Source organism: Sphingomonas soli NBRC 100801, from assembly GCF_001591025.1.
In the GTDB taxonomy this organism is placed as follows: domain Bacteria; phylum Pseudomonadota; class Alphaproteobacteria; order Sphingomonadales; family Sphingomonadaceae; genus Sphingomonas; species Sphingomonas soli.
The window spans coordinates 108,281-127,270 of the sequence record NZ_BCTZ01000013.1; the positions used below are offsets into that span (position 1 = coordinate 108,281).

Below are 18,990 nucleotides of genomic sequence, written 5' to 3' on the forward strand. Positions count from 1 at the left end.
CCAGGCGTGCTGCCGACAAGGCGGCAAGCGAACTATTTCTCGATCAACGCCGACGCGCCGCGATTGTTAAACGCTAGCTGGGCCTTCGATGCGTAGACGAAGGCGCAGGGCCATCGCACGGGTGTCCTCGACGGTGCGCCCGAGCGCCTCGGCTATGCCCTCGATTTCCACGCCGCCAGCGACACCACTTCGCAGATCGTTGATGTCCGTTTGTGTCCAGCGCTGGTGCTTGTCGGTCACAGGGGCTTTTCCGCGGAGGCGGCGTCAGGCGACGCCCTGGTAGCAAACTCCCATTTGCATCGATCGCCCAGCCCCGACGACGTCCGCATCTCGGCGAGCCCGGCAACCACCTTGATCGAGCAAGGGAGCGCGGGCCTGTACACGAACCGCCAGCACCAGCGGCATTCGGTCGACCCTTGATTGGATGGTGGCGTGGTCCAAGGCAACGGCAGTTCCTCGCCGGCCTGTGCGTCGCGGTCGTCGAGGAACATCAGCTTGTCACCTTGGTCGCCGTACAGCGCGGTTCAAAGGCCGACGCACTCAGCTTCAGGATCGCCCCGACAATGTTGTGTCCGGTCGATTGAGTCACAAGGACACGGCTCAAACTATTCGCAGATTCGACAAAGGGGGATGGCGCCGCAGTGTGTCCGTCCCCACATTACAGGTATCGCGGGCCGTCTTCTCGAGCTTGGCCGCGACTGAGAGTGCTTCATGCTCCCGCTCTGACGCGGAGCCTTCTCATGCCCTCCATCCCCGACGCCCGGTCCGCACCACGCATCGGCCATGTTCGCAGCCCGAGCATCGACGCGAAGGCTGCCGCGCACGCGCAGGTTCGCAGCGGTCGGCAAATAGCTGCAGTTCGTCCGATTCTGTCGCTGTTCGGCGGCTGAGCGTCATCCTCGGCCCGCCGGGCCCGCATCAAGGAGATCACGACATGGCCAAGGGCCAGCAACGCGGCAACCGCGAGGCGCGGAAGCCGAAGAAGCCGGAGCCGCCGAAGCAGAACGCTTCCAATCCCTCGCTTAAGGGCACGCCCCAGGCTCAGCCGCTCAAGAAGGGCTGACCTCTCCCCCAAACCGAAAGGCCCGTTCCATGCAGCCGTCCTCGATCCTTTGCCGCGCCCAGGAAGCGCATCACCATGCGCTTGCCCGCGCCGCCACGCTCAACAATGTCCGGCTGGTCGCGAACGCTGCCGCTGCCGCCTGGGCGAAGGAAGGCATTGCAGCCGACCTGCGCGAAGATCGGAAGCTGCGCACCCGCGCATTCGCGGAGGCGCAGGTTGCGCGGAGCGAACCGCCCGCGGCCGGCCTTCGCGAACTGAGCGAAAATCCCGACAGGGGACACGCCGACCGCGGGTGATGCCACGCTCGGGACTTCGAGCCCTTAATTCAGGAGGTGACGGAATGAGGCTGCAAATCCTCCACGTCACCACCTATACCTACCGGGCTCCCGTCGCGCTTCTCGCGCATCGGATGATGCTGAGCCCGCGCGGCTCGCATGCACTCCGTCCGATCTCCGCCGACCTCAGCTGCGAGCCCCCGGCGGAGTTCGAGTGGACGGAGGATATCTTCGGCAACCTTATCGCCACGGCATCCTTCCCAGACCCCACGGCGCGGCTGGTGATCACCAACCGGGTGACAGTCGAACAGACCGCTGCCGCATGGCCCATCCTCAAGATTGCGCCGCATGCGCACTACTATCCGTTCGACTATTCGCACGAGGAACGCACCGACCTGGGTGCATTGCTGGTTCCCGAACATCCCGACCCGGAGGACCGGCTTGCCGACTGGGCGCGCGCTGTGGTGCTTGGCGGCGATACCGACACGCTGTCACTGCTGCAGGACGTGAACGCGGCCGCCCGGATCGGCATGACCTATGTCACGCGCGACGAAGTCGGGACGCAGCCTCCGCACCTGACACTCGATCTCGCTTCGGGCTCGTGCCGCGATCTCGCCACGCTGTTCATCGAGGCGGTCCGGCACCTCGGCTTCGCCGCGCGCGCAGTGTCGGGCTATCTCTTCGATCCGCCGATTTCAGGCGATCCCGCCGATCGAGGCAACCAGCACGACGCGACGCACGCGTGGGCCGAGGTCTATTTGCCCTGCGCGGGGTGGATTGCGTTCGATCCCACCAACGGGCGCATGGGCGAGGCGCATCTGGTGCCCGTCGCTGTCGGCCGCAGCATCGGTCAGCTGAGCCCGGTGGAAGGCCGGTACATTGGCGCGGCTGATGCCTTTCTCGGCATGACGGTCGAGGTCACCGTCTCCGCGGCCAGCCAGAACCTCGAATTCGACGCAAAGGATGCGGCATGGAACCTCGATTGATCATCGCCTACAGCATGATGCTGGTCTGGACGCTGCTGTTGGCAAGCTTCGTGGCGTACCGAACCTATCACGCGCGCGATCGCTCATACCGTCGTCGAGTGCGCAAGAAATATCGCATCTACGAGGATCGTCGGGCGCCGCCGGGCCTGCGAGCTTGCGGGCGGCAGCCCGTATCCGTCTATCCAGGCTCGCCAGAAGCTGCGTTCCCGTCGCGCTTGGCCTGGGCGAGCGCGTCGCTAAGCCTAGTATAGCGATATTCCCGATAGTGGAACATGTCTGCGGGCACCCGAGTGATCGCGTACCGCGCCATCTCGGCACCTGCGTCCTCTGGCGTGGACATCAGCCCTTCGCGAGCCTCTTCGCGCGGGCTCACGACACCGTCACCGCGTCCTGCGCACGCATCGCAGCGAGGCTTTCCGTCATCTGGCGCAACACGCGCGAACGGTGCTCGAAGGTGTTATGATGCTCGCCGACCCTCCCGTTGACGAAATCGCTGGAAAATGCGGCGGTCATGTGCGAAATCGCCGCCTCCAGCGCGTCCGCCGCATATCCAGACCCACCCGACGCTATGACCGATGCGGGTTGCTCGCTATCAGCCGGCGCAATCATCTGGTGAATATTCATAGCGTGTCTCCTCGGTCGAGCGGGAGCACGAAGCATCTCTCAGTCGCGGCGGCGCTCGTGGCAGGGGCCGCGATACCCATGATATGGGGTGGGCAGGGAGCGGTTGATAGAGACGTCACAGAATCTTGTGCAAATTGACCGCGTCTGACTCATCGATGAGCGCCAGGCCCCCTTCTCAGCCGCGCAGGCGCTTCGGGGAGGACAACTTCGCTGGGCGTCAATCAATTGCAAAGCGCGGACAGAGACGCTGACTCCCCGCCCGTCCGCTCTTACTGCAACAAAAGCTGTTCAACCCACGGCCAATCAAGGCCGTGGAGAATGACCATGGGTTACTCACGTTTTGATCCCGGCGTTCAATCGCGACCTGCATGGAACGCAGGTAAGGTGGTGGGGACGAAGCGCCCGTTAACGCAGAAGCAAATATGGGCCGTCCGCTTCTTCCTGGACCGCGAGGGGCGCCTTCGCGACAGAGCGCTCTTCGACTTGGCGATCGACAGCAAATTGCGTGGCTGCGATCTGGTCAAGATCAAGATCGATGACTTGGTGTCCGGAGCCGAAATAAGAACTAGGGCGATCGTTATTCAGCAGAAGACGGGCCGACCTGTTCAATTCGAACTCACTGCAGATGTCCGCGCGAGCCTCCATGCATGGCTCGGATGCCGGGGCGGCACCAAGAGCGACTACGTTTTTCCAAGCCGCGTTGATCGCGCGGGGCATCTCAGCACGAGGCAGTACGCCCGGTTGGTAGATGAATGGGTCGATGCGATTGGCCTTCGACGAGCCGAGTACGGTACACACTCTCTTCGCCGGACCAAGGCGTCCATGATATACAAGGCGACCGGGAACCTCCGTGCGATCCAGATCCTGCTGGGACACACCAAAATCGAGAACACGGTTCGATATCTCGGCGTTGACATCGAGGATGCCTTGCTCCTCGCCGAGCGAACGGAAATCTGATCTCCGAGCGGCCCATCGGGACTGTAGATGGGCCGCTCTCATGGTCGGCAAACGCCACTTTTCGGGGGCCAGCCGGCGGTTCGCGATGGGTAAATCTGCCGATCGACAGCTCTCCTCACGCGCCGTGCTGCAACTGACGTGTTTGGCCAAGCACGTCTGCTCTCGCCGTTCGCATGCCGAAAGCGGACCGACGGCTGTCGGCCCAATTCCGGTCACCCAACACGGAATTTTGAGGTCGCGCCATCTTTTCGCTTTTTGCGCCAATTACGGCCTTCTCGCTGGAGAGACCGGCTTGCGTCTCAGACGCGCAATCAACTCCTCACGCAACTCTGACCAGCGCATGTTTGCGTCGGGGTCGATCGGGGGCTTTGAGTTCAGCCAGAAATCGAACCACGCCACGCCGCGCGTGTAGACCGCGAACCTGTGCGCGGGATGCGATTTGATATGGTTCTCGTCCGGGAAGACGTACATCTCGACCGGCGCGCCGTGCGCCTTCAGCGCCGCAAATGTCTCGGCGGCCCCTCGCACTTCACTATCCGAGACCTGCATCAGCAGTGGGACACGCATTCCGTCTGCATTCAACGCGAGCGACTGAGGTTTCCAGAAAGCGCGGCCGTCCGAACCAGCAGGCGGATAGCCCCAGCGTGCACCCGAGGAAGCGTAGCTGGGGCCTGCGACGAACATCATTCCAGGCTCGTCGCAGCATGAGCTGATTGCGGCGGCCTTGAACCGGTTCGAATGGTTGAGCGCGAATTGAACGGTGCTGGCGCCGTCGCTGAATCCTGTGATGCCGATCCGGTCCGGGTCGATTGAGCCGGTCGATACCGCGGTGTCGATCCCGGCATCCAGCGAGCGGAAGATACGGGTGCGCTCCGCCCACCCGGTGACGTTGATGCGTTGGGCTGCGTTCTCATCGCCTGCCGCGAGCATGGCAGGGAGCGGTTCGGGCTTCTGGAAGCTCAGCACGGCGAAACCATGGGTTGCAAGCAACTGGATCGGATAATCGTCGCCGGTCCCGCCGCGCAGGAATCCGCGGCTGAGATATTGCACGATGATCATCGGATGCTTGTCGCCCGCCTTGTGCGACGGCGGCAGGACCAGATCCCCGAAGGAGGGTACGCCGTTGCCGTCCACCCAGCGAATTCTCTGGACGCTTCCGAGCACCACGTCGGCCATATGCGGGTTCGGATCGAAGATTGGGCGAGCATCGCCGGTGTTGAGGTCCAGCTCAACGATTGTGCGAGGACGCGTCGCAGACTCGCGAGCGCACAATAGACTTCCCGCAGCCAACTGGCAGCTCGCTAGCAAATCGGTCGTCTCGAACAGGCGAACGGGCGGCCGATCGGCTCGGATATGCCAGCGGAAGAATGCGGTGCGGCCCCCATTTGAAGAAGTGCTGCCGCGCATCACGATAAGCTCGTCTGGACTGAACCACCATAGCCCGGCTATCGGACTGTTGCAGATCGCGTCGGCGCAGATCAGTTCACGCCCGCCCGCCTCAACGTGCAGCTTGGCGCCGCCGAAAGGCTGCGCGGGGTTAGCCAGCGCAACCCACGCTCGGTTCCCGGCAGGCGAACCCGCAAACAGCGTCGCATTGTTCGGCCTGAGGTTCGAAAGTCCTGGGCCGGTGCTTGCAGGCTGGGGTTCGTCCCGTACGGCGCCGGTCACTGGATCGACACGTACCGTCAGGCGTGGAAGCGGTGAGCGCGGATGCGGCCGTGCGTCGGCGGAAAGGCGAAACCGCTCGTCATAGAAATAACCGGTCGCCGCCTCGCGATCGATTTCGGCACTCTGCGCCCGCAGCGCTGGCATCGTCGTCAACAGCAGCGAACGTCCATCCTCGCTCCAGGCGATGCCAAGGACATCGTCCACTTGGCCGGGGACTGGCGTCGCCGGACGACCATCCAGGCCGACGACCCATGCCCGGCTCACGCCCTGGTCGCGTCTAAGAAATGCCAGCGACTGGCCATCGGGGGACCAGACCGGGTTCCCCTGTTTGACGGCGCCCGTCACGACAGCTTCGATGCCGAAGATGTCGGTCACACTCAGGATGAGTTCGCCTCCGACATCGAGGAGCTTTGGCTGCGCGCTGCCGTCGATCGCGATCAGGACCAGACCGATGCAATAGCTGTCGGTTGCGACATCGGCACGCCTGAGCGTCAACGCTGCATATCTGCCATCCGGGGAGATGCTGAAAGCCTCGGTGGCGCCTTCAACGCGCCCGAAGTCGCGCAATTCGATGAGGTCCTGGGCCGTTATCGCCCGCGGACCTGCTGCCGCCTCACGAGGAGGCGGCAACAGGCGCTCGATACAGGTCGCGGGCGTTGCGTGCGCCACCGCGATCCCGACCGAGACGTTGAGGAGGAGACACGCGACCGCGCACTTCACCATGTCTTCGTGACCTGGAGTGCGACGAAGCGGCCGAGCGGGCTGGCGTTCTCACCGTCATATCCGCTGGTGTAGGCGCCCGCGAGATAGGTCAGGTACGGCGGATCCGCATCAAACACATTGGTGGCGTTGAGCGAGATGCGCAGCCCTCTCAGAGGACCGCGATCGCGGTCGAACGCGTAGCCGATGTTGAAATCGAACGTGGTCCACGAATGGACTCGGGCGACCGGATTCACCGTCCGGTTCGTATAGCCGTCGGTGTAGTTGACGAAGACCGTCGCGCCGAAGCCGCCGCTGGACCAGCCGGCGCGACCCCGCACGCGCAAGTCGACCGGGTTGCCGGTGGTGTCGGCAACGTCGGCGGGCTTCGCCGTCACCGTCAGTTGCTGCCGGATATGCAGGATATAGGTCCCGACCGCGCCCAGTTCCACGCGCCCGCCGGCGGCGTCGAAGCCATATCCGATATCGAAATCGATGCCCGACTGCTTGACGATGGAGAGATTGGTGAGCCGCGCATCGACTTCCGCCGCGAAGGTCGCCGTGCGCGGGATGCCAGCCAAGTCGAGATAATAGGGCGAGTCGAAAATCTCGGCGACGCGCGCTGCCGACGGGACAGAAATCACCGGCGCATAGATGTCCCGGTCAGTCAGGAAGCTGTTGATGTTGGTGGCGACCGAGCCGATCCGGTCGCGATAGTCCACGTTGAACCAGGTCAGCCCGGCATGGAAGCCGGGCAGTCCCTTGGGGGCGAAGTCGGCACCCAGCGTCCAGCTGGTGGCTCGCTCGGGTGTCAGGTCGGGATCGTTGCCCCGGATGACGAGGATGTTCGACATGCCTGTTGGCGAGGCCGGATCGGCGACGGGATAGGCGAAATATCCCATCGAGCCCGGGTCCTGACGAAGCTCCGTGAAGGTGGGAGCCCGGAACGACTTGCCGTAGCTTCCGCGCAACGTGAGGCCATCGATAGGCTGCCACGAGATACCCAGTTTCGGGTTCGTGGTTTTTCCGAAATCGCTATATTCCTCCGTGCGGACCGCCGCCGACAGGTCGAGCTTGTTGAACCCGGGCATGATGGCATCGCCGCCGAACAGGGGGATCAGCAATTCGCCATATAGCCCCTTCACCACGCGGGTACCCGGCAGCGGGGCCTTGGCGATCGGTATGGGCGTCAGCGTTGAAACATAGGTTGTGCCCCCACCATCACGGTAGCTGTCCTCGCGATACTCGCCGCCAAAAGCGAGCCGCACATCGCCCGCCGGCAGCGCAAAGAGCGGTCCATCGGCGCGTAACGTGCCCGACCAGACGATGCCGTCATAGTTGCGATCACTATAGCCTCGAATCGAATCGATCGTGGCGCGGTTGGTTGAGGGGCCATCGCCGAAAAGATTATAGGCAGTCGCAGGGTTTGTGTCGGCAAGAGCCAGCGCAAGCCGGGCGGTGTTGACGCGGTTGAGCAGCAGATAGCGCTCGGCAAGCCGCCCCCAAGTACCATGCGCATCGACCGTCCAGCGCCCGAATGTGGCTTCCAGCCCGGCGGTGCCGCCATAGGCCCGGACCTGTCCATGTTGGGTCTGGGGGCCGAGATCGCGCGCGAAGCTATACTGCACACCGACCGGCAGATGCGTACCGATTGGATCGACATAAAAGGGATTGGTGACCGGCACCGTGCGGCGCGTGTCATTCTCCGGCCGTACGCCTTGGTCGAACTTGCGCCAGGTCGCGAGCCCATGTGCGTAGAAGCGTAGCGTCTCGGTCAGGTCCTGGCTTACAGCGGCGAACAGCGAATGGCGCTGCTGCTGAGGAAGAATATCGACGCCGTACCAATTGTCGCCGCGATTGATCGCGTCGGGAGTGAGCCGGGCGGCGGTCAGTCCGACGCCATTCTGGCCGCTTGGAATCGCGAAGTTCCGGCCGCCCGCGATGATCGTCCCCGGGCTCGCATAGTTGCTGCGGCGATCGGGGCCGCCAAAGGCCCGCAGATCGTCGGTGATATAAGGACGATCGGCGGCCTCAAGCCTGCCCCGCTGATAGAATTCATAGGCCAACACCGCGTGGCCGCCCGTCCAGCGAACGCCGATAAGCTGACTCGCCTGATATTCGTCGGCATGCCCGTCAGCGGTGCCGATCCGAAAGCTCGTTTCCGCGCCGCTGAAATTGTTGCGGGTGACGACGTTGACGACGCCCGCGACCGCGTCAGACCCATAGATTGCCGACGATCCGTCGGGCACGATTTCGACGCGTTCGATCACTGATGCCGGGATGACGGAAATGTCGGCGAAGGTGCCGCTGATACCGCCAAGTGGCGGACGGTCGCCGTTGATCAGCACCAGGGTCGAGGTCTGTCCGAGCCCACGCAGGTTCACTCCGGAGCCCCGCGATACGTTGCCGTTGCCGGCGGCAGAGAGAAGACCGGTGGTATTCTCATTGGCTCCACCGGCGAAGTTCTGAGGGATCGACTGGACGATCTGCTGGGTCGTAGCGAACCCTCCCTTGGCTATGTCCGAGCGGTCTAGGGTGATGACGGAAACGCCAACCGGGCCGCTCCCGCGGATCCTCGTGCCCGTGACTAGGATCTCCCCCTGCCCCTCAGCGGTTTCGTTTCCCTCCTGGCCGGTATCCTCGCGCTGCACGACGAGCGTGTTGCCGACGAACACCACGCGCAGCCGGCTACCGCGAAGCAACAGCGAGACCGCGTCCTCCGGACGGAATTTGCCCTTCAGCGCCGGCGCCTGATGGCCCGCCACGAGTTCGGTCGGCGCAATGACCTGCGTGCCCGACTGCTGCACGATCGCGCGCAGCGCAGCGCCCAGATCCTGGCTCGGAATATTGAACTCGCGCGCATCGTCCGCCTGCGCAAACGCCACCGGCGCAACCATGATCATCGCCGTGCCGGCCAAAGCCAGCGCACCCATTTTCCCCATGCGCATCTATCGCTCCCCATTTTGATGCCGCCGATTTGGCGGTCTGGGGTGCGAGACGAGGTTGGGCGGAAAACCCGCCTAAAATAATTTTGGGGTCATTTAGATTATGGGCGGCGAAGGATCAGATCGCCTTGCGGCGAGCGCTCGACGCGCAGCGAGAAGGCCGCGGCAAGGGCGGCGGCAAGTTCATCGACCGGAAGCGGCCGGAACCCGCCAGTCACGCGCTGGGAAGCAAGCGAGGGGTCGCCCAGGCGGATCTTACGCGGCGAATAGCGATTGGTCTGCTCGAGCACGTCGCCCAGCGGCATGCCGTCGAATTCGAGCATGCCGGAAACCCACTGCTGCGTGCCCGGCGGCGCCTTGGCCACCTGAGGCCTGCGGGAAAGATCGGTGAAGCATTCGCCGGGCGAGAGCCGCGTCACCGCCGCCACGCTGCCCGCGGGCGCAAGGCCGCGAACATCGACCGAACCGCGAAGCAGGCTCACCCTCACCCCTCCCGGCTCGAACCCGACATCGAACAAGGTCCCGAGCGCCGTGACGGTCCGGCCGCCCGCCTCGACCCGGAACGGGCGCGCCGCATCATGGGAGACATCGAACCGGGCACGCCCCCGGACGAGACGAACCAGGCGCAGATCGCCCGACAATCGGACCTCGATCGCGCTGTCGGTGTCGAGAGTCACCGTCGATCCATCCGCGAGCTTCACAGAGCGGATCTCGCCCACGCGAGACACTGTCGGCTCGGTGGCAGCAACCAGCGGCCCGTCGGGCGCTCCACTCGGCGCGCGCAGGAGCCAGAAGCCTGCCAACACCACCAGCAGCAGGGCAGCCACCGCGAAGGCCGGTCGCGCACCGGGCATTTCCCAGATCGGAGGCCTGCGCTCGGGCAGGCGGCGGTTGCGCCCCATCTCGGTGTCCGCGAGCCCGCCCGTCTTGAGCCATTGCCCGCCGGCCTCCTCATAGGCCTGGCGATGCGAAGGATCTGCGTCGCGCCACCGCTCGAACTCTGCACGCAGCTTTTCGCGATCGGGCCCTCGCATCCGCGCGAACCAGATTCCTGCCTGCTTGGCGACGGCAGGGCTGTAGCCGTCGTTGGGTCCGGGACCCGGCATCAATCCTTGCCCGCGAACTGAATAAGCATCGTCATTGCCTTGGCCATCTGCTTCTCTACGCCCGAGACGGACATGCCGGTCCGTTCGGCGATTTCGGTATAGCTGAGGCCGTCGAGGCGATGCGCCATGAATATTTCCCGAGTCTTGGGCTTCATCCGACGCATTACCGCCTCGATCCGCGCGAGACTATCGCGAGCTTCGAGCCGGGACACTTCATTTGCCACCGAAATGGCATCTTCATCGAACGGGACGTGCATCCGCTCGCCCCGGCCGGACGCGCTCTTTGCCCGATCGCGCAGCAGGTTGCGAGCCACCTGGCGCAAAAACGCGCGGGGTCGCGCGATCGGCTCGCTGCGCGCCTGCTCGCTTTGCGCAAGCCGCAGGAACACTTCCTGGGCAACGTCGCCGGCATCCTCAGGATTGGATCGATAGCGGGTGATGAACCGGACGAGCGCATGGCGTTCATTCCGATAGATCATCTCCAGCCCAAGCGGGGCTGCGTCCGCGTCGTCGGCATCGCTGAAGACCGGAACGGTCGAAGGCGCTGGAGGCGACATCAGGCCGCTCCACGCCCGCTGGACAGACCGCCGCCCTTCCCAACCATGGCCTCCATCTCCCCGCCTTCCGAACGCGAGGCGGGCCGGCAGAAGCCGGGTGTTGAGAACAAGTTTGAGGACTTGCGCCGACGCCTTTAGCCGCGAACGGCCTGGACATGCGCGTCGGCCACCCGGCAACTGGTCGCCTGGATAGGGATCTCAAACGAGGTTCTCACGCCTCGGCACCGCATTTTGAACGGTGCACTCCAAGACTAGGATTGGAAGGGTTCAAAAGGCAAGCCAATCAGGAAAGTAAGGAATCGCAACCGCTTCGGACGAATCTTCGCAGTCACTGCGACCTAAAAGTCGCACGCGCCGCAGGCGCCAAAAAAGGACGCACCCTTGCAGACGGACGGCCGTCGCGGCGGCGTGCGCGCGGGCCTGGGGGCCAGCCGCCGCCGTGACCTCCGGCCGGTCGCAAGCGTGCCACGCGGGTCAAAGAAGCGCGGACCCTGACGCCTTCGCAGAAGGCGCAGAGCACGCTCCGCTGATCCCCCGCGTTCCGATTTAATGCACGCCTGTGAACTAGGCGACGGTCGCATCCGTCTGGCCTTTGGCAAGGCAGGAAGTCACTCTCGCCAACCCAAACACAGCATTCAGCAAATGCCGCTGGTCAGTAATGCTGGAGACCGGCCCGACGCCTTCGTACGTCTGCGTGTATTGCTCCTTGAGCCCCTCCCACGCTGCGATCACGATTTCGCGGATGGCCTCGCGAGGAGGGAGCGTGTCGGGCGGCGCGCTCGCCGCGAGACAATAGGATTCGGCGCCATGAACCGAGAAGCCGCGGACCGCCACCTTGAAGCCCAAGGCAAGGAACAGGTCGGCCAGCCATTGCTGGGGGACCGGGATCGCGAAGCGCTCAGGGGCGAGCAAGGGGTAGATCTCGGTCACGAGCACAATGCCATTTTCGACGCCGGAGATGGCGTTCCACGCGTCGATGAGCGCGTCGCACCATGCCTCGGGGTCGAGCACGTGCAACACATTGGTGAGCAGGACGAGCCCGGCACGGACACCGGCCAGATCGGCTCGCGTTCCCACGACCTGTACAGAAACACCGTCGATCGGGGATCGGGCCAGTAAAGCCGCCCGGGTCGCGGGGACCGGCTCGTAGAGGATCCATGAGACCGGTTCGCGACTGGTCGTCGCCGAACGCTTGGATAATTCGGCAAGGGTTCGTCCCAGACCGGCGCCCCAATCGAGCACGACCCCGCACACGGGAGCGAAGGACGCGATGAACGACGCAATCTCCTCGGTCTGCCTGTCCATATACACCCGACGATTGGACGGCGCCGGATCGCATCCGAACAGGGTCCGCACCGCTTCGTTCAGATGGAGGTCGACGGACTCACGGACGAGGGCGGCTGTCGCGAGAAGCGCAGCGTCGGTCACATCGAACAACCGGTAGGCGCTGGCGAGCTTGGCTCGATCCGTTTCGAGCCGGGTGATCCGGCGCGGCGCGGATGGCTGCTTTTGGTATTTCAGGGCCTGAGCTGCGAACATCGGCCGGGGCGATGGCAATGCTTCCACATAGAATACCGCATCGACCGCGCGCCCGAAGATCAGATGGGGATGGTGGCTCGACAGGATCGTCTGACGGCAGTTGCGCTTGAGGTACTCGATCGTGCGCGAGATCAGTTCGGGATGCATGAAATTTTCGACTTCGTCGAAGATGTAGACTTCGGGCTTGAGAGCGAGAGTCGTTGCCAGAACGGTGAAGTAGGATTTCTGCCCATCGCTCCAGTTGGCAAAGGGCGCCGTAACGCCGCTTGCCCATCCAATCACCAGCTCGATGCCATCTTTTGCACGGCGGACACCGAGCCGGCAGTCGAACATGTCTTCGAACAATTTTGCGAATTCAGGAAGGTCGCTGCCCAGCCAGTATAGGCGCTCTTCCTCTTCCGGCCCGATCGCCGCAACCACGGTCTGCCGGTAGGCAGGATCGATTCCCCAGCGGGCATGATCGAAGTCCTCGGGCAATCCCAGAGCCTGGATCAGCAGGCCGAAGATGACGATCTGAACCTGGAGGTCGTGATCATTGTCGGCAATCGCTTTACCGGCTCGCGTCCCGGCCAGCATTCCAAGCGAAGTCATCTGCACCTTGTGGTGGTGCGGACGGTGGCTGGTGACCTTGGCAGTCAGATCGGCCGTCCAGCCATGACCCTTGTTGAAGCCGGCGGCGCTTTTGCCGCCGAGCAGGTCCTTCAGCATGCGCAGGATGAATGACTTGCCGCTGCCGTTTGGTCCGCACAGCACCGTGACGGTTCCCAGGCCTCCCTCGGACGGCAATGGGAATTGCAACGGGTTTTCGCCAATGGTCGAGGCCGGCATTGCGAGCGAACGGATCATCGGCACCTCGAGCCTGCGCCAGTGTTGCCGCAGATAATCGATAGTAGCTCACTTGCACACGCGCTCATATGCGTCGGGAGGGTTCGACCGGATGGCGGAACTTGCGCCTGCTCAATTCCCAGCGTTCGCATTCTCACGACCGTCACTATGCCGCCTTACAACCGTCACGAGCGGATCGCCGAAGACGGTCATGGCGATGTCGTCGACCGGTCGTTGTCCGCGGGCGGCGCGCACGGCCTGGTTTGCCTCGAAACAGGCGTCGATGACTGGCGCACCCTCCGCCCACCGGTCGAGAACGCGGGCAGCCACACCGGCGGAATCGACGTGTCGAGCGGCCAGGGCGGCGCTACTATCGCCCGGCATCCCCGATCGAGCAGTTGTTTTACGAGCCCAACCGTCGTGTTCGCGGCAGGATGCTTGTCGAGCCGTCCGCCCGAACAGACGAACAGGACGACCACGTTGATGTCCGAAATCTTACCCGAAAATGCCGAAGCAGCGAGCGCGAGATCGACATCGTCGGTGATGACCCGAAAATACTTCTTATCCTCGCCGACCCCGCCATGGGCGGCTATGATCGCCAGCCCGGAACCGGACATGTCCTTTGTCGGGGCCTCTCCTGTGGAGAGCGCGACGTCATGCTTGACCAAGCTGTCCTTCACGCGGTCGGCAAGGATGGCGAGCGCGGGTAAGCCCTCTTCTGGCTCTGCGTCGGGGATCCATGCCGCGATGCGATGATCTCCCGGCGGCGGAGTCTCTCGAGCGGCAGCCAACCATTCCAGAGACGGCGCGAGACACAGGCGATGCGTATAGCCCGCAAGCTGCCGTTCGACCTGAAAAAGGTTTGGCGGGAAGCCTTGTAGCTCGGCGCTTGCGACGATCACCGAGCGTGCGGGAAGCGAAGATAGGCCGAGTCTTTCGGTACTGACGTAAAAGTCCTGCGAGGTGTCACGCTTCGGATCCTGATAGGCGTAGGGGTATTTCGTACTCCATTCAGCAAGGGCTTGCGTTGAGAAGGTAGCGGCTGGCTCCACGGCGCAGCACGCTCCTTCGCCGCTGAAGACGACGCGGGTGAGGCCATTGTCCGCGCGGCCGAGCAGGACCACGGCCAGGTCGGCAACGGCGATCGCGCGTGCCGCTTCGCTGGGCGCGGCCGCATGGCGTAGAATTTGCCGGGCAGCACCCTTGTCGCCGGGAAGCCGCAGCGCATGGTCGGCAAGCGCTTCGATGGCATAGGCAGCGTCCTCGGGCGCATCTTGCAGACCAGAATCGAGCAATCGGCTAGCGCCAACGGCAAGGTGCTTTACATCGAAGCCAATATCCCCGGCATTTCGCGCGACATCCATTCTGCTGGCAAGGCCGACCAGCGCCTCGACCGAGGGCACACGCTCGGCAGATATGTCGATCAGGCCTTTGGCAGCCTCGCCAAGTCGCTCCATGCCGGCGGCAATGCTCGCTTCGGCGGATGCGGGAATATCCACGCCTGCATCGCGCGCTATTCGCACGAGAGAGGCGAGCATCAATGTCGGCGGCGCGGCGTCGTCATTGGCATCTACGACCTGAACGACATTTTGGGCGGCGCGTTCGATAAGTTCGATGAGGATGCCGACATCAAGACTCGTCCGATCTAACTCGGCTAGCCGCATCTGCAGTTCGATCGAGTCGAGCCAGTAGCTCCGACTGGCTTCGATCCCGGCATGACGAAGGGCCTCCCGCGCCTTTTTCAGAATCGGCCCGGTAAGTGCAAAGAGCCCCAAGTCTCGAAACAGCCGCAGGGCCAGGTGGTTTTCGTACCACATCTGGTCCCAGTCCGCGGCCTCGTCGCATGCCAGCGCGCAGGCCAACCCGATCAGGCCTTCGAGAGTATTGCCGGTTCTCGCATAGATGTCACCGAAACTGTACCAGGCCACGCGTCTTCGGTGGGGATCGGCCCCGGCGACGTTGAGCGCCTGTTCAGCCAGATCGCGAGCACGCTGGGTCAAACCCGCAAGCGAGAAGCGTCCGGCTACAGCGCGAAGTACGAGCAAGTCGGCGTCGGGCTCGTCGCCGAGCGGAGCGACCGCGGTCGCGACAAGCAAGCAATTCTCGATCAGTTGCTCGTCCGCTCGGTCGCTCATCTGTTCGCCGGCATGCTCTATGAGGCGCAGGAGCCCGGCGACAAGCTGCTCCGCCGGTGCTGGCAGTTCGTTCTTGGGCAGGCGCATCCGTCCCAGGATGATCGCAGGCTCGCGTGAAAAACGCTCGAGCGCGCTTTCGATAAATGGGACCAGCAGTTCAAGATCGCAGGCGCGTGCGCGATCCTCCACCGGCACACTGGGCCGAAGCAATAGGGGGCGCTGGCCGAAATCCAGGGCCACCTTCGCGATCACTGCGGCCCCCGTAACGCCGCCCAGAATCTCCGGTGACAGCAACCGGACCAGACGGAGTCGGGTCCAGCCATCGGTCGGGTGCGAGGCGAGCCAGCGTATTGTCGCTCCGGTCACCGCAGCAGACATGTCGTTGTCGCAGCCCGGATCTCGCGTCAGGATGCCACGCTCGAGCATTTCGAGCGCCGCCCAGAGCGTTGTCTCGTCTAACTCGCCGTCAATGGCGGGGCCGGCAAGGAGCATGTCGAGCGCATCAGCTCGGAGCCCCGAGGCTTCCATCGCGCCGGCGAGCGCACGCAGATTTTGCTCACGCCGGTCCGGCCATCGCTCATGCGCCTCGATTAGCAAGGCCTCGGGGTCTACAAGAGGGACGCCAAGCTTTTCCGCAAGCCAGCGCTGATAATCGGCTTCCTCCTCGAAATGGGCGTCGCCGGTTGCCGAGAGGGCGGCAGCTGCATCATCTCTACGGTTATTCGCGAGGTGGCGGTGGGCCTCCCGCTCCGCAAGAAGCCTCGATCGCGGGAAACGGGCATTGAGCGCGGCCTCAAGCACCGCGGCGCTCTCGGCGTCCTCGAGATTGTCGGCGACACGCAGTGCCTGCTGGAGCACCTCCACATGGGTTAGCGTGCCGAGAGCGCCGCGCAGCAGTTCGATCGCGAGCGCTTCATTTCCGACGGTCCGGGCAAGTTCGGCAAAAGCGAGTCTGATGCCGGCGGGCGCCGCGCGGATTAACCCGTCCTCCCGCTCCAACAGCGCCAGCGCTTCCTGCGAATTTCCGGCAAAGCGGAAGGCCGACATGCGTTCAAACAATTTTCGGTCGTCGGAGAGATCTTCCGTCGCATCGATCTCCGCGAGCGCCTCGCCAAGCGCTCCGGTTTCGGCAAGCTCGCGCCATCGCTTCGTCAAGGCAAACATCTGGAGCGGGGTGAGCTGTCCCAACGGCGCGCTGGCGACCCCGCAGTGATCGACCTTCAGCAATGCCTCCTGGTTTGATTCACGCTCAGGCCAGAACTCACCCGCGTCGAGCGCGACGTAACTGCCGGTTTCGCGTGCGATCGGCACCAGCACATTCGCCAGCGAGACGAGTTGCGGCACCCAGACATCCTCGGGCGCCTCGACGAGCTCGGGTAACGGCAAGGGCGAGCGATACGCGGCGGCAAGAGGAATGATGAACGTGATTCCTTCCGCGCCTCTGCTGAGCAGCAGGTCGCGGAGGCTGTCGGCATCCTGCAGAGCGGCGTTGACGAATTCGATCCTGGGCGAAAGAGCCGCTGGCTCATCCGCGAGGGTTTCCGGGCGCAGCACCAATGACCCGCGACGATAACCGTCCCCCACCCGTTCCTGCTCGGCCTCTCCACTGCCCGGCGGCATCACCACGATGGTCCGCCTTACCAGCGGGCCGTCCTCGGTCCCGATCGCTACGTGATAGGCGGCGTGCTCACCGGCTCGCTCGATCGAGCCATTGCCAATGACAAAGAAGTCGCCGCCGGGGCTGACCCCGTGCTGCATATAAAAGCTGAAGATGCCGCGCGGCCCCACGACATCTCCACCGGCCTCTCCGGTTTTGCCAGCCAGATCCTGCGCCACGGCCTAGCGCACGAGTCCAAGATAGCGCGCGAATATCGGATCGCGCACCTTATCGGCGGGCAAGTTGGGATAGGCCTTCCGAATGCGGGTCAGCTCGATCGCGTGGCCGCGGAAGATCGTATCTGCGCGATCGAACGCTATCGCGTCGCCGGTCTTGTGAAACGGCGTGGATGCGCATTCGATGGTGTCGTAGCTCCCATCGACCCGGACGGCCGTTATAAGGGCAACGTGTCCGGGGGTGCCTTCGACACCAGGCGCGATCTGATAATTCGGATAGAGGACAATATCTCCTATTTCCGGGGCGTCGATGCGGGTGAAGAGTGCCTTGTCCGCCGTGGCGTCCTTGTAAATCTGATCGGTCCCGAGCTTGGTGCCGACCCCGATCTGCCTGGGCGTTCTTGGGAGACCGACGCACCAACCGACGAAGCCGCTGCAGTCCGCATTATGACCCCGTGGCCAAGCCGCCAGCCGTTCCGACGGAGGCTCGGCGTAAAGGGCATATTTCGTGCCGCGCCGCTTGGCGGACTCAGCTCGCGCGAGAACTGTTTCAAGCGCGATCTTCGGCGCGCGCTGTGCGGCGGTTGCAGATCGTGAGCTTCCGGTGGCCATTAATGCCGAAGTTGCTGCGATTCCGCCAAGCACCGAACGACGATTTACCTGCGCCATCTCGCACCTCCCCATGTTTCCCTCGCATCATATCGCATCAGCGGCGCGATGATACCGGTACGTGCGACCAATTCGGAAGTAATACCCAGCCTGATTTCTCAAGATTACCACCCCATTTCTTGGAATGGCTTCAAAGCGTTGCGCGCAGGATGGTGCGCCAGCGCGATCGCCAGCCGGACATCGGTGCAACGGCACGCGCAGGAGCGGGCATGATCGAGGTTCATTTGCTGCGCTACGCGCTCGCCGCCGCCGAAAGCGGCAGCTTCAGCCAAGCAGCTGACAGGTTCGGCATCAAGCAATCAACGCTCAGCAAGCGCATCCATTATCTGGAGGACCGGCTCGGTTTTGCGCTCTTCCGCCGCTCAAGCCGGGGCGTAGTGCCGACCGACCCCGGCATCGGTATCCTGCGCAAGGCGCGCCAGATCGTCGAGGACATCGACGCGCTCGACCAGGATTGCTTCGCAATCGCGCGGGGCACCGCCGGCGTGTTGCGGTTCGGCTTCCACGGATCGCTCGGAAGCGGCGACCTCTCCGCCGTTGTCCGGGATTTCAGGGCGGCATTGCCGGGTGTGGAGTTGGCTGCGCGCGAGCGCAGCCGAACGCGGTTGCTGCGCGCGCTGGAACGCGACCAGCTCGACTTCGCGGTGGTGAGCGGTCAGGCGCAGCGCCCCGGCATCGTCTCGCTGTCCTTCTGGAGCGAGCCGGTGGTGATCGGTCTGGCCCGCAGCGACCCGCTATGCGCCCGCGATCCGCTTTACTGGACCGATCTGCGCGGCATGACCTTCGTGATCAGCAAGGTCGATCCCGGCCCCTTTCTCAACGATCTTGTCGCCTCCCGGCTGTCGGGGCCCGGCTTCGGTCCGAGCGTCCGGGTCCAGGACGTGCGCCGCGAGAATCTATTCACGTTCGCGGGTAACGGGTCGGTCGTCGTCACGACCGGGGTGGCGCGAGAAGATGAGGCGCTGGTGCTGCGTCCGGTGCATGACGCGTTCGGTGCCACCCATCTCGAACAGGCGATCCACTGGCGCCGCGACAATGACAGCGCCGCCCTGCGCCGCTTCCTGGAGATGCTTGCGCACCGCTACGGACGTCCGCTGCCGTCCTGATTC

16 protein-coding genes are annotated in these 18,990 nt (G+C 63.9%); 5 read left to right on the plus strand and 11 right to left on the minus strand.

All coding sequences use genetic code 11. The features are described from left to right. Positions 1 to 66: 66 nt before the first annotated feature. Both SSO01S_RS17580 and SSO01S_RS09855 read right to left on the minus strand, forming a co-directional pair. Complete coding sequence (locus SSO01S_RS17580; RefSeq protein ID WP_157073717.1) at positions 67 to 240, minus strand: hypothetical protein; 174 nt, start codon at positions 238 to 240, stop codon at positions 67 to 69. Beyond that, entirely contained in the window at positions 237 to 491 is a 255-nt protein-coding gene (locus tag SSO01S_RS09855) for a hypothetical protein (RefSeq protein ID WP_066798515.1), read from the minus strand. The genes SSO01S_RS17580 and SSO01S_RS09855 overlap by 4 nt, the downstream gene beginning before the upstream one ends. 443 nt (positions 492 to 934) lie before the next feature. Here SSO01S_RS09855 and SSO01S_RS17995 point away from each other — a divergent pair, with 443 nt between their 5' ends. From SSO01S_RS17995 to SSO01S_RS09865, 3 genes are read left to right on the plus strand one after another with little or no spacing between them, the layout of a single operon-like run. Next, positions 935 to 1,063 (plus strand): hypothetical protein, encoded by a 129-nt coding sequence (locus tag SSO01S_RS17995; RefSeq protein ID WP_276469517.1) that lies wholly within the window; start codon positions 935 to 937, stop codon positions 1,061 to 1,063. Positions 1,064 to 1,092: 29 nt separating this feature from the next. Continuing rightward, a complete protein-coding gene (locus tag SSO01S_RS09860) occupies positions 1,093 to 1,359 on the plus strand; it encodes a hypothetical protein (protein ID WP_066798516.1) in 267 nt (88 codons plus the stop codon). 44 nt (positions 1,360 to 1,403) lie between these two features. Beyond that, positions 1,404 to 2,324 (plus strand): transglutaminase family protein, encoded by a 921-nt coding sequence (locus SSO01S_RS09865; protein ID WP_066798517.1) that lies wholly within the window; start codon positions 1,404 to 1,406, stop codon positions 2,322 to 2,324. 178 nt (positions 2,325 to 2,502) lie between these two features. On the opposite strand, the gene SSO01S_RS17585 is transcribed toward SSO01S_RS09865, so the two are convergent. Together SSO01S_RS17585 and SSO01S_RS09870 are read right to left on the minus strand one after the other, a co-directional pair. Next, a complete protein-coding gene (locus tag SSO01S_RS17585) occupies positions 2,503 to 2,697 on the minus strand; it encodes a hypothetical protein (RefSeq protein ID WP_157073718.1) in 195 nt (64 codons plus the stop codon). Continuing rightward, on the minus strand, positions 2,694 to 2,948 hold the full coding sequence (locus tag SSO01S_RS09870) for a hypothetical protein (protein ID WP_157073719.1): 255 nt from the start codon (positions 2,946 to 2,948) through the stop codon (positions 2,694 to 2,696). The genes SSO01S_RS17585 and SSO01S_RS09870 overlap by 4 nt, the downstream gene beginning before the upstream one ends. A 324-nt stretch (positions 2,949 to 3,272) precedes the next feature. Here SSO01S_RS09870 and SSO01S_RS09875 point away from each other — a divergent pair, with 324 nt between their 5' ends. Further along, positions 3,273 to 3,905 carry a tyrosine-type recombinase/integrase gene (locus SSO01S_RS09875; RefSeq protein WP_066798664.1) on the plus strand — a complete coding sequence of 211 codons (633 nt, stop codon included), beginning with the start codon at positions 3,273 to 3,275 and terminating at the stop codon, positions 3,903 to 3,905. 264 nt (positions 3,906 to 4,169) lie between these two features. Here SSO01S_RS09875 and SSO01S_RS09880 read toward each other — a convergent pair whose 3' ends face one another. The 7 genes from SSO01S_RS09880 to SSO01S_RS09910 form a co-directional block, all read right to left on the minus strand. Continuing rightward, positions 4,170 to 6,296 (minus strand): Atxe2 family lasso peptide isopeptidase, encoded by a 2,127-nt coding sequence (locus tag SSO01S_RS09880; RefSeq protein WP_066798519.1) that lies wholly within the window; start codon positions 6,294 to 6,296, stop codon positions 4,170 to 4,172. Continuing rightward, complete coding sequence (locus SSO01S_RS09885) at positions 6,290 to 9,220, minus strand: TonB-dependent receptor (protein ID WP_083942953.1); 2,931 nt, start codon at positions 9,218 to 9,220, stop codon at positions 6,290 to 6,292. The genes SSO01S_RS09880 and SSO01S_RS09885 overlap by 7 nt, the downstream gene beginning before the upstream one ends. Before the next feature lie 98 nt (positions 9,221 to 9,318). Further along, positions 9,319 to 10,323, minus strand: a complete 1,005-nt coding sequence (locus SSO01S_RS09890; RefSeq protein WP_066798521.1) for a FecR family protein — start codon at positions 10,321 to 10,323, stop codon at positions 9,319 to 9,321. Continuing rightward, positions 10,323 to 10,880, minus strand: a complete 558-nt coding sequence (locus tag SSO01S_RS09895) for an RNA polymerase sigma factor (RefSeq protein ID WP_066798522.1) — start codon at positions 10,878 to 10,880, stop codon at positions 10,323 to 10,325. Before SSO01S_RS09895 ends, SSO01S_RS09890 begins: the two co-directional genes overlap by 1 nt. A 564-nt stretch (positions 10,881 to 11,444) precedes the next feature. Further along, on the minus strand, positions 11,445 to 13,265 hold the full coding sequence (locus tag SSO01S_RS09900) for an AAA family ATPase (protein ID WP_066798523.1): 1,821 nt from the start codon (positions 13,263 to 13,265) through the stop codon (positions 11,445 to 11,447). A gap of 188 nt (positions 13,266 to 13,453) precedes the next feature. Next, complete coding sequence (locus tag SSO01S_RS09905) at positions 13,454 to 17,215, minus strand: hypothetical protein (RefSeq protein ID WP_066798524.1); 3,762 nt, start codon at positions 17,213 to 17,215, stop codon at positions 13,454 to 13,456. 3 nt (positions 17,216 to 17,218) lie between these two features. Continuing rightward, complete coding sequence (locus tag SSO01S_RS09910; protein ID WP_169798346.1) at positions 17,219 to 17,881, minus strand: CHAP domain-containing protein; 663 nt, start codon at positions 17,879 to 17,881, stop codon at positions 17,219 to 17,221. Positions 17,882 to 18,090: 209 nt separating this feature from the next. On the opposite strand from SSO01S_RS09910, the gene SSO01S_RS09915 reads away from it, so the two are divergent. Then, positions 18,091 to 18,987, plus strand: coding sequence for a LysR family transcriptional regulator (locus tag SSO01S_RS09915; RefSeq protein WP_066798665.1), 897 nt, complete (start codon positions 18,091 to 18,093; stop codon positions 18,985 to 18,987). The last annotated feature ends 3 nt before the right edge of the window (positions 18,988 to 18,990 follow it).